Below are 458 nucleotides of genomic sequence, written 5' to 3' on the forward strand. Positions count from 1 at the left end.
ACCGTGACGACGGCGGCGGGCAATGTTGAAACGGCGACCGTGAATGTGACGGTCGGCTCTGTCGATGACGCGACTAACGACGTGATCGCGACCGATGAAGACACCGCGGGCAGCATCAACGTCCTAGATAATGACACCTTCGGTGAAAACGCGAGTGTGACGGGTGTGACTCAAGGTGCGAACGGCACCGTGACGTTCAATGCTGATGGCACCGTGACCTACACACCGAATGAGGACTACCACGGCAGCGACAGCTTCACTTACACCGTGACGACGGCGGCGGGCAATGTTGAAACGGCGACCGTGAATGTGACGGTCGGCTCTGTCGATGACGCGACTAACGACGTGATCGCGACCGATGAAGACACCGCGGGCAGCATCAACGTCCTAGATAATGACACCTTCGGTGAAAACGCGAGTGTGACGGGTGTGACTCAAGGTGCGAACGGCACCGTGAC

At 58.5% G+C, this 458-nt stretch carries 1 protein-coding gene; it reads left to right on the top strand.

Going from position 1 to position 458, the window contains the following annotated elements:
• Positions 1-458 (top strand): Ig-like domain-containing protein (locus Q1A70_RS20430; RefSeq protein WP_299697673.1); only part of this gene is annotated, 458 nt, incomplete at both ends.

The organism is uncultured Vibrio sp., from assembly GCF_947488985.1.
Classification (GTDB): Bacteria; Pseudomonadota; Gammaproteobacteria; order Enterobacterales; family Vibrionaceae; genus Vibrio.